Below are 8,928 nucleotides of genomic sequence, written 5' to 3'. Positions count from 1 at the left end.
GACTGCGGACGGCAACGCGGCCATGTAACCAGAAGGGGTGGGACGTGTCTACGACCGGTCCTGGATCTGCTGCGGACAGTAGTCAGGGTACGACCGTCCACTGTGGAACGCAGAACGCCGTGACAAGCGGTGATGCCGATTCGTTACACTTCCGGGTGGTAACGGTCAGTGATCGGTGTGTGATGCAACTTGCTGATCGGCGACGGCATCGCCGCCTCCGTGCGCCATAGAGGACGTACTGACCGTCCCTCCTGGACCGGACCAATCCGGCACGCCGGAGCACCGTGAGGTGCTAGGTCGGCAAAGACCTGTCTCGTAGATCATGTGACGTCCTGCGCGACCACCGGAACCTCAGGGGACCGTGACGACACCCAGCCACCACCCACCCCGACACCCACACCACTCGCCGGAACGCAACGCACACTTTAAATCCCGGGGAGGCGGACTAGAACGCACACTTTTAATCCCGGGGAGGCGGACTAGCCTTCTCGGCCGCCCGCTTGCGGCGCTTGCCCTCGTGCATGGCGACCACGCGGGCGACCGGGATCTCGTGCCCCTCGGCCACCAGGTCGGCGGGCAGCGGCTGCGGCTCGGGCAGCGCGGCGGCCCACGGGTCGCGGTCGCCGAGCAGGCCCGCGGCGTTGCGGATGGTGAAGTCGCGGGGCACCACGTCGTCCGCGTCCTCCCAGGCGACCGGGAACGACACCGGCACGCCGGGCCGCAGCCGCGGGCTGTACGCGGCGATCACGGTCGCCCCGTGCGCCCGGGTCGAGTCGACGAAGACCTTGTCGTCGCGGTCGGCCTTGATGTAGGCGGTCGTGGCGATGTCCGGGTCGAGCCGGGCGGCGCGGGCGGCGATGGCACGCGTGGCCGCCGCCGCGTCGTCCGGCTCGGTCGTCTCCTCGACCGGGACGAACACGTGCACGCCCTTGGCCCCGCTGGTCTTCAGCGCGCCGGTGAGGCCGAGGTCGGCCAGCGCCTGGCGGACCAGCTTGGCCGCATCCATCGCGTGCCGGAAGCCCGCGGTGCCGGCGCCGGCCTCCTCGGGCGGGTCGAGGTCGAGCACCAGGTGGGCCGGGTGCGGCATCGAGGACGCGCGAAACAGCGTCGCGTGGTACTCGACGGCCCGCTGGTTGGCGAACCAGATGAGCGTGCGGCGGTCGTCGCACAGCGCGTAGCGCACCTCGCGGTGCGACGCCTCGGCCCACATCGCCATCGTGGCGACCCAGTCCGGGGTGTACTTGGGGACGTTCTTCTGCATGAACGGCGCCTGCCCCGGCCGCACCCGCATCACCGACAGCGGCCGGTCGCGCAGGCCCGGCAGGATCCGCTCGCTGACCGCGTCGAGGTAGCTCACCAGGTCGCGCTTGGTGGCGTCGGCGCCGTCGAACAGTGGCGCGTCGAGGTTGGTCAGGGGGACGCCGTCCAGCGACTCGGCACTCTTCTTGGCAGCGTTCATGGTTCGCTCCGCTCAGCCACCCGCCCACCTCACCGTGCGGGACGGGCTTGGTCAACTCCCGCCAGCCTGCGGCGGACCCGCGCGAGGTCCTCGGCCGGCAGCGCGTCGGCCGCCAGCAGCCGGGGCAGCAGCGCGGGCTCCCTGGTCAGCGCGCGGAACGCGAGCGAGACGGTGACGTCGTGCGCCGGCCGGTCCGTCACCACGACCGGGTCGCCGGCGCGGATCTCGCCGGGCTCGAGCACCCGCAGGTACGCACCCGGCCGGGCCACCTCGGTGAACGTGGCCAGCCAGCCGCGCTCGGCGATCCAGCCGCGGAACGTGTCACACGGGATGCGTGGGCAGGACACCTCCAGCAGCAGGTCCGGCCCGACCCGCCAGCGCTCGCCGATCAGCGCCCCGTCGACGTCGAGGCCGCGGGTGGTGAGGTTCTCCCCGAACACGCCGCCGGCCAGCGGCCGGCCGAGCCGGGCCGCCCAGGCGTCGAGCTCCTCCCGGGCGTAGGCGTAGACGGCCTGGTCGGCGCCGCCGTGGTGGGCGACGTCGTAGGCCCGGTCGCCGGCGAGGCCGACCGCGCCGGTGCCCTTCGGCCCGGGGGCGGTCACCGCGACCGGCCCGCCGACCGGCCGCTTGTCGATCCCGGTGAGCGGCACGGTCTTCCACGGGTTCTCCCGCGGCACGCCGACGTTCACGGACTGCACAACGGCCACGTCCGCCACGCTAGGCCGGACGCCGGCCGGCCACCAGGCGATTTCCGGCCCTTAGGGGGACGGTCGCGGGACTTCCCCGGATGTGGCGGGCGCCGCGCGCGGAGATCGTTCCGGGCATGAGAAACAAGTCCTTCGTGATCGCGCCCGGGTTCCTGCTCCTCGGTGTCCTCGGCATGAAGTTCGGCTGGAAGCCCAACCCCGACCTCGACTGGGGCGTGGCGCTCCCGCTGTGGACGGCCGCGCACCTCGCCTACGTCGTCGGCAACGTGGCGTTCGGGTTCGTGCTGTTCAGGCTGTGGTCGTGGGGCCGCGACGGCGCCCGCTCGCCACTCGAGCGCGGCGCGGTGCACGTCCTGGGTGCGGTGGGTGCGGTGGGCCTGGTCGCGATGATCGGCCAGCTGGTGGTCGACCTGCTCGTCGGCTTCGAGGCGGGCAGCCGGGCGGACATGTCGGCGATCTCCGGCCGCTACCACGACATCCCGGGCTTCGACACGTTCTTCTACGGCGCGATCCCGGCACTGCACCTGGCCGCGACGTCGCTGCTGGTCGTGCTGCTGGCGGTGCGCGGGCGGGTGGCGGTGTGGCCGGCGGCGCTGTTCTTCGTGGGCGCGGTCGCGATCGGCACGCAGCTCACCGCGCTGATGGTGGCCGGCGGGCTGGCGCTGTGCGTCGCGCTGACCGTCATGGCCCGGGAGAACGCGGTCGTCGGGCGGGTTCCTGTCGGTGCCGCGAGCTAGGGTTGACGTTCGGTTGATCCTTCTCAGAGGCAGGTGGCGTGGGCTCGCGGTGGACGGTGGGGCGGGTGCTCGGGCTCGCCCCGGACAGCGGCGCCGCCAAGGCCGCCCGCGCGCTGGCCCGGCCGCGCACCTGGTCGGCGTTGGGCAGCAACGAGTCGCTGGTGTGGGGCAGGTGCCAGGGCAGCGCGCGGGAGCCCTACCAGGTCACGGTCGACCTCAACGGGCCCGCGTTCCGGTGCACGTGCCCCAGCCGCAAGTTCCCGTGCAAGCACGGGCTGGCGCTGCTGCTGATGTGGTCGGCCAACGACGGGGCGGTCGCCGATCTCGACGCCGCGGCCGACTTCGCCGCCGCGTGGGCGCACGACCGGGCCGACCGCGAGGCGCGGCAGGCCGCCCGCGCGACGGGCTCGGCGCCCGACCCGGAGGCGCAGGCCAAGCGGGTGGCCGAGCGGGAGAGCCTGATGACCGCCGGGCTCGACGAGTTCGAGCGCTGGCTGTTCGACCTGGTACGCCAGGGGCTCGCCGGGGTGCGCCGGCAGCCGCCGGGGTTCTGGGACGCGGCGGCCGCGCGGCTGGTCGACGCCCAGGTGCCGGGCCTCGCCGAGCGGGTGCGCACGATGGGCAGCGCGGTCCACGTCCGGTCCGACTGGGCGCCGCACCTGCTGGCGCAGCTCGGCCGGTGGTACCTGGCGGTGCGGGCGTGGCGGCGGCGGGCGTCCCTGTCGCCGGCCACGATGGGGGACCTGCGCGCGGTGCTGGGCTGGTCGCGGCGGTCGGAGGAGGTGCTGGCCGGCGAGCGGCTGCGGGACCGGTGGTGGGTGGTCGGGCTCAGCCAGGAGGAGGACGAGCGGCTCCTGTCCCAGCGGACCTGGCTCTACGGCGAGGACACCGGCGAGGTGGCGGTGCTGCTGGACTTCGCGGCGGCGGGCGGGGCGCTGCGGGTGCCGCACGTGCTGGGCTCGGTCCTCGAGGGCGAGCTCGCCCTGTACCCGGGGTCGCCGCCGCGCCGGGCGCTGCTGGCCGACGAGCCGGTGATCACCACGGGGTCCGGCTTCCCCGCGCCGAGCACCGTGCTGGGGGCGCTGGACCTGGCCGCCGGGTGGCAGGCGGCGAACCCGTGGCTGAGCCGGATCCCGATGTCGCTCGGCGCGGTCACCGTCGTTCCGGGTGACGAGCGCGCGGCGCTGGTGGACGTGGACGGCACCGCGCTCGCGCTGGCCCCCGACACCGACCTGTGGCCGCTGCTCGCGCTGTCCGGCGGGCACCGGGTCGACCTGTTCGGCGAGTGGTACGACGACAGCCTCCACCCGCGCAGCCTCGCCGCCGACGGCCAGCTGGTGTCGTTGTGAGCGACTGGGACTCCTTACTCAGCACCGCCATGGTGGGCACCGGCCGCCGGGCCGTCCCTGCCGACGCGCTCGCCGGGGTCGTCGACGCCGCCGCCATCGAGGCCGACGGGCCCGAGGCCACCGTGCTCGCCTCCGCCGCCGTGCTCGGGGCCTACCGGCGCGCGGGCTGGGTGCCGCCCGGCTGGCGGGGCGAGCCCGCGCCGCCGGCCGAGGCCGACCCGCGGCCGGAGTGCTCCGCCACCGCCACCCAGGTGCTCGAGCTGCTCCTCGACCGCAACGTCCGCATCGACGGCGGCAACGAGCTGCTCACCAAGCAGTGGCTGCACGCCTGCGCCGCCGCGGGCCGGCGCCCGCCCGCCCGGGTGCTGGTCACCCTCCTGCAGCTCGCCACCACCACGCCCGACCTGCGCGGCGCCGTCGCCACGGTCGCCGGGCCGCGCGGGGCCTGGCTCGCCGGCCGCAACCGGCGCTGGGCCTGGGCCGTCCCGCCGGACACCGGCGACCTCGGCGAGCGGTTCGCCACCGCCACCCGCACCGAGCGGGCCGCGCTGCTGGCCGCCGTCCGGCGCACGGACCCGGCCGCCGGGCGGGCCCTGGTCGAGGCCACCTGGGCGGGCGAGCAGGCCGCCACCCGTGCCGGCCTGGTCGACGCGCTCGCCGTCGGCCTGTCCGACGCGGACGAGCCGTTCCTCGAGTCCACTTTGGACGACAGGGCGGCCACCGTCCGCGCGGCCGCCGCCGCGCTGCTCGACCGGCTGCCCCACTCGCGCCGCGCGGCCCGCATGGCCGCCCGCGTGCCCGCGCCGGGCGAGCTGCCCACCGAGCCCGACGCCGCGGCCCGCCGGGACGGCATCGCCGACCGGCGCGAGCACGGGTACGGGCTGCGCGCGTCCTGGCTCATCCAGATCGTCGGCGCCGCGCCGCTGCCCCCCACCACGTCGATCCGGCACGCCTCCCCCGAGCTGGTCACCGGCTGGACCAAAGCGGCGCTGCGGCAACGGAACCAGGACTGGCTCCGCGCGCTCGCCGAGGCCAACCCCACGCCCGAGACGCTGGCCGCGCTGCCCCCGGAGACCGCGACGGAGATCGTCGCCCGGCAGCTCACCGTGGACGCGCGGTTCGCCGGGCTGCTGGCCGCGTGCCCCGGACCGTGGCCCGCCGACTTCTCCATCATCGTCGTCCAGCTGCTCCAGACCCCCAAGACCGACGGCGTCCTCACGCTCGCGTTCCAGACCATGGCCGAGCACCTGCACCCCGCCGCGCTCCCGGGTCTCGAGGACTGGCTCACCAGAACCCCCGAGGACAAGCGCGCCCGCCGGCGCACCCTGCGCGGCCTCGCCAACGCGCTCACCATCCGGCAGACCATCCAGCAGGAGCTCACGTGACCGAAGTGACCGAGGTACTGCGCCAGCACGCCGAGCACGAGCACGCCGACGAGCTGGCCGCCCTCGCCAAGGCCGACGACCGGCCCCGGCCGCCCAACTGGCGGCTGTCCCCCTGGGCCGTCGCCACCTACGTCCTCGGCGGCGAGACCGCGGACGGCATGCCGATCACCCCGAAGTACCTCGGCTCGCGCCGGCTCATCGAGGTCGCCATCGCCACCCTCGCCACCGACCGCGCGCTGCTGCTCCTCGGCGTCCCCGGCACCGCCAAGACGTGGCTGTCCGAACACCTCACCGCCGCCGTCTCCGGCGACTCCACCCAGCTCGTCCAGGGCACCAGCGGCACGCCCGAGGAGGCCATCCGCTACGGCTGGAACTACGCCCGGCTGCTGTCGGAGGGCCCGTCGCGCGCCGCGCTCGTCGCGAGCCCCGTGCTGCGGGCCATGCAGACCGGCGGCATCGCCCGCATCGAGGAGCTCACCCGCATCCCGTCCGACGTGCAGGACGCGCTCATCACCGTGCTCAGCGAGAAGTCCCTGCCCATCCCCGAGCTGGACGACGAGGTCCAGGCGCTGGGCGGGTTCAACGTCATCGCCACCGCCAACGACCGCGACCGCGGCGTCAACGACCTGTCCGCCGCGCTCAAGCGCCGGTTCAACGTCGTCGTGCTGCCGCTGCCGGACGACGTCGAGTCCGAGGTCGAGATCGTCCGGCTGCGGGTCGGCCAGCTCGGCGAGACGCTGCGGCTGCCGGCCGAGCTGGAGGCGGTCGACGAGATCCGCCGCGTCGTCACGGTGTTCCGCGAGCTGCGCGACGGGGTCACCGCCGACGGCCGCACCAAGATCAAGTCGCCGTCCGGCACGCTGTCCACCGCGGAGGCGATCTCCGTGATGACCAACGGCATCGCGCTCGCCGCGCACTTCGGCGACGGCGTGGTCCGCGCGGACGACGTGGCCGCGGGGCTGCACGGCGCGGTCGTCAAGGACCCGGTGGCCGACCGGCTGGTCTGGCAGGAGTACCTGGAAGCCGTTGTGCGGGAACGCAAGCCGTGGGCCGACCTGTACCGGGCGTGCCGAGAGCTGATGTGAGTACCCACATCCTCGGGATCCGGCACCACGGGCCCGGCTCGGCTCGCGCGGTCCGCGCCGCGCTGGACGAGCTGGCGCCGGCGCTCGTGCTGATCGAGGGCCCGCCGGAGCTTGACCCGGTCGCGCCGCTCGTGGCCGCGGCCGACATGCGGCCGCCGGTCGCCGGGCTCACCTACGCCGTCGACGACCCGGCCACCGCGGCGTTCTACCCGATGGCCGTGTTCTCCCCGGAGTGGGTGGCGTTGCGCTGGGCCGTCGAGCACCAGCGGCCGGCGCGGTTCCTCGACCTGCCCGCCGCCAACGCGCTCGTGCTCGACGAGGACCGGGGCGCCGACCGGTTCGACCCCATCGCCACGCTCGCCGAGGCCGCGGGCTACGACGACCCCGAGCGCTGGTGGGAGGACGCGATCGAGCTGCGCTACCACGGGCTCGAGGTGTTCGACGCGGTGCTCGAGGCGATGCGGACGCTCCGCGAGGACCAGGACATCGACCTGGGCACCCGGCGGCGCGAGGCCGCGATGCGCCGGGTGCTGCGGGCCGCGCGGCGCACCGAGCCGGGCACGATCGCGGTGGTGTGCGGGGCCTGGCACGCACCGGTCCTGGTGCCCGCGGACTTCCCGACGGCCACCTCGGACACAACGTTGCTGAAAGGCTTACCCAGCACCAAGGTCGCGGCCACCTGGGTGCCGTGGACGTCCACCCGGCTGGCCAGGGCCAGCGGGTACGGCGCGGGCATCGACTCCCCCGGCTGGTACCACCACCTGTTCACCGCGCCCGACGAGGTCGTCACCCGCTGGCTCGTGCGGGTGGCCCGGCTGCTGCGTGGCGAGCAGCACGACGTGTCGTCGGCGGCGGTCATCGAGGCGGTCCGGCTGGCGCACGCGCTGGCCGGGCTGCGCGGCCGGCCGCTGCCCGGGCTCGCCGAGGTGATGGAGTCCGCGCAGGCCGTGCTGAGCGGCGGCTCGCCGGTGCCGATGCGGCTGGTCGCGCGCAAGCTGCTGGTCGGCGACATCCTGGGCCACGTGCCGGCCGACACCCCGATGGTGCCGCTGGCCCGCGACCTCGAGGCGAACCGGAAACGCCTGCGGCTCAAGCGGAGCGCGGCCGAGCAGACGCTCGAGCTGGACCTGCGGACCGAGTCACACCTCGGGCGCAGCAAGCTCTTCCACCGGTTGCTGCTGCTCGACGTGCCATGGGGCCGGCCGGCGGAGATCGCGCGGACCCGCGGCACGTTCCGCGAGTCGTGGGTGCTCGAGTGGCGCCCGGAGCTGGAGGTGGCGCTCATCGAGGCGAGCGGTCACGGCAGCACCATCGAGCAGGCGGCCACGTCGGTGGTGGGCCAGCGCGCGGCCGACGCGGACGTCGCGGTGCTCGCCGAGCTGGTGGAGACCACGCTCGTCGCCGACCTGCCGGTCGCGCTCGCCACCGTGCTGTCCGCTTTGGACGAACGGGCCGCGCGCCAGCACGACACCACCCGACTGATGGCCGCCGTCGAGCCGATGGCCCGGGTGCGCCGCTACGGCAACGTGCGGCGTGCCGACACCGAGCTGGTGCAGCGGGTGCTCGCCGGCGTGGTCACCCGGGTCGCGGTCGGGCTGCCGGCCGCTTGCGCCGCGCTGGACGACGACGCCGCGGCCGAGGTGCGCGAGCTGGTCGACGGGGTGCAGCGCGGCATCGCGCTGCTGGACCAGCCGGAGCTGCGCGCGGAGTGGCAGCGGGCGCTGGGGGTGGTGGCCGAGCAGCCGGGGGTGCACGGCCTGGTGTCCGGCCGCGCCACCCGGCTGCTGCTCGACGCCGCGCTGATCGACGTCACCGAGGCGGGCCGGCGGCTGTCGCTGCGGCTGTCGCTCGCGGCCGACGCGGTCCAGGCGGCGGGCTGGCTCGACGGGTTCCTGTCCGGCGAGGCGGCGCTGCTGATCCACGAGCCGGAGCTGCTCGCGGTCGTCGACCGGTGGGCCACCGGGGTGGACGGCGAGGTGTTCGACCACCTGCTCCCGTTGCTGCGCCGGACGTTCGCCGACTTCGCCGCGGCCGAGCGGCGGGGCATCGGGGTGCAGGTGGGCCGGATCGACCGGGGCGCGGGCGGCACGGTCGCCACCGCGGACGTCGAGGTCGACCCCGACCGCGCGGCCCGGGTCCTGCCGAAGCTGCTGGAGATCCTGGGGAGCCCGGCATGAGCGAGCTTGCGAGCGAATCAGTGTCACAG

The 8,928-nt window shown here is 75.0% G+C and carries 7 protein-coding genes; 5 read left to right on the top strand and 2 right to left on the bottom strand.

The window, feature by feature from the left end; genetic code table 11:
• Nucleotides 1-460: 460 nt before the first annotated feature.
• Nucleotides 461-1,459: an ATP-dependent DNA ligase gene (locus VGD70_RS29515; protein WP_331087081.1), complete on the bottom strand. Its 999-nt coding sequence runs from the start codon at nt 1,457-1,459 to the stop codon at nt 461-463.
• Between the two features lie 29 nt (nt 1,460-1,488).
• Nucleotides 1,489-2,166, bottom strand: coding sequence for an MOSC domain-containing protein (locus tag VGD70_RS29510; protein ID WP_331087079.1), 678 nt, complete (start codon nt 2,164-2,166; stop codon nt 1,489-1,491).
• 116 nt (nt 2,167-2,282) lie between these two features.
• On the opposite strand from VGD70_RS29510, the gene VGD70_RS29505 reads away from it, so the two are divergent.
• From VGD70_RS29505 to VGD70_RS29485, 5 genes are read left to right on the top strand one after another with little or no spacing between them, the layout of a single operon-like run.
• Nucleotides 2,283-2,903, top strand: a complete 621-nt coding sequence (locus tag VGD70_RS29505; protein ID WP_331087077.1) for a hypothetical protein — start codon at nt 2,283-2,285, stop codon at nt 2,901-2,903.
• Between the two features lie 38 nt (nt 2,904-2,941).
• Nucleotides 2,942-4,252 carry an SWIM zinc finger family protein gene (locus VGD70_RS29500; protein WP_331087075.1) on the top strand — a complete coding sequence of 437 codons (1,311 nt, stop codon included), beginning with the start codon at nt 2,942-2,944 and terminating at the stop codon, nt 4,250-4,252.
• Nucleotides 4,249-5,637: a DUF5691 domain-containing protein gene (locus tag VGD70_RS29495; protein WP_331087073.1), complete on the top strand. Its 1,389-nt coding sequence runs from the start codon at nt 4,249-4,251 to the stop codon at nt 5,635-5,637. The genes VGD70_RS29500 and VGD70_RS29495 overlap by 4 nt, the downstream gene beginning before the upstream one ends.
• A gap of 5 nt (nt 5,638-5,642) precedes the next feature.
• On the top strand, nt 5,643-6,722 hold the full coding sequence (locus VGD70_RS29490; RefSeq protein ID WP_331087083.1) for an ATP-binding protein: 1,080 nt from the start codon (nt 5,643-5,645) through the stop codon (nt 6,720-6,722).
• Nucleotides 6,719-8,899: a DUF5682 family protein gene (locus VGD70_RS29485; protein ID WP_331087071.1), complete on the top strand. Its 2,181-nt coding sequence runs from the start codon at nt 6,719-6,721 to the stop codon at nt 8,897-8,899. Before VGD70_RS29490 ends, VGD70_RS29485 begins: the two co-directional genes overlap by 4 nt.
• The last annotated feature ends 29 nt before the right edge of the window (nt 8,900-8,928 follow it).

Origin of the sequence: Actinophytocola sp. (assembly GCF_036402745.1) — a bacterium.
GTDB lineage: Bacteria > Actinomycetota > Actinomycetes > Mycobacteriales > Pseudonocardiaceae > Actinophytocola.
Note: the sequence above shows the minus strand (reverse complement) of the source record. Positions and strands in the feature narration are given on the sequence as shown.

Coding starts and splice junctions, on each gene's coding strand:
- VGD70_RS29515 (WP_331087081.1), bottom strand. CDS start 1,459: ATGAACGCTGCCAAGAAGAGTGCCGAGTCGCTGGACGGCGTCCCCCTG.
- VGD70_RS29505 (WP_331087077.1), top strand. CDS start 2,283: ATGAGAAACAAGTCCTTCGTGATCGCGCCCGGGTTCCTGCTCCTCGGT.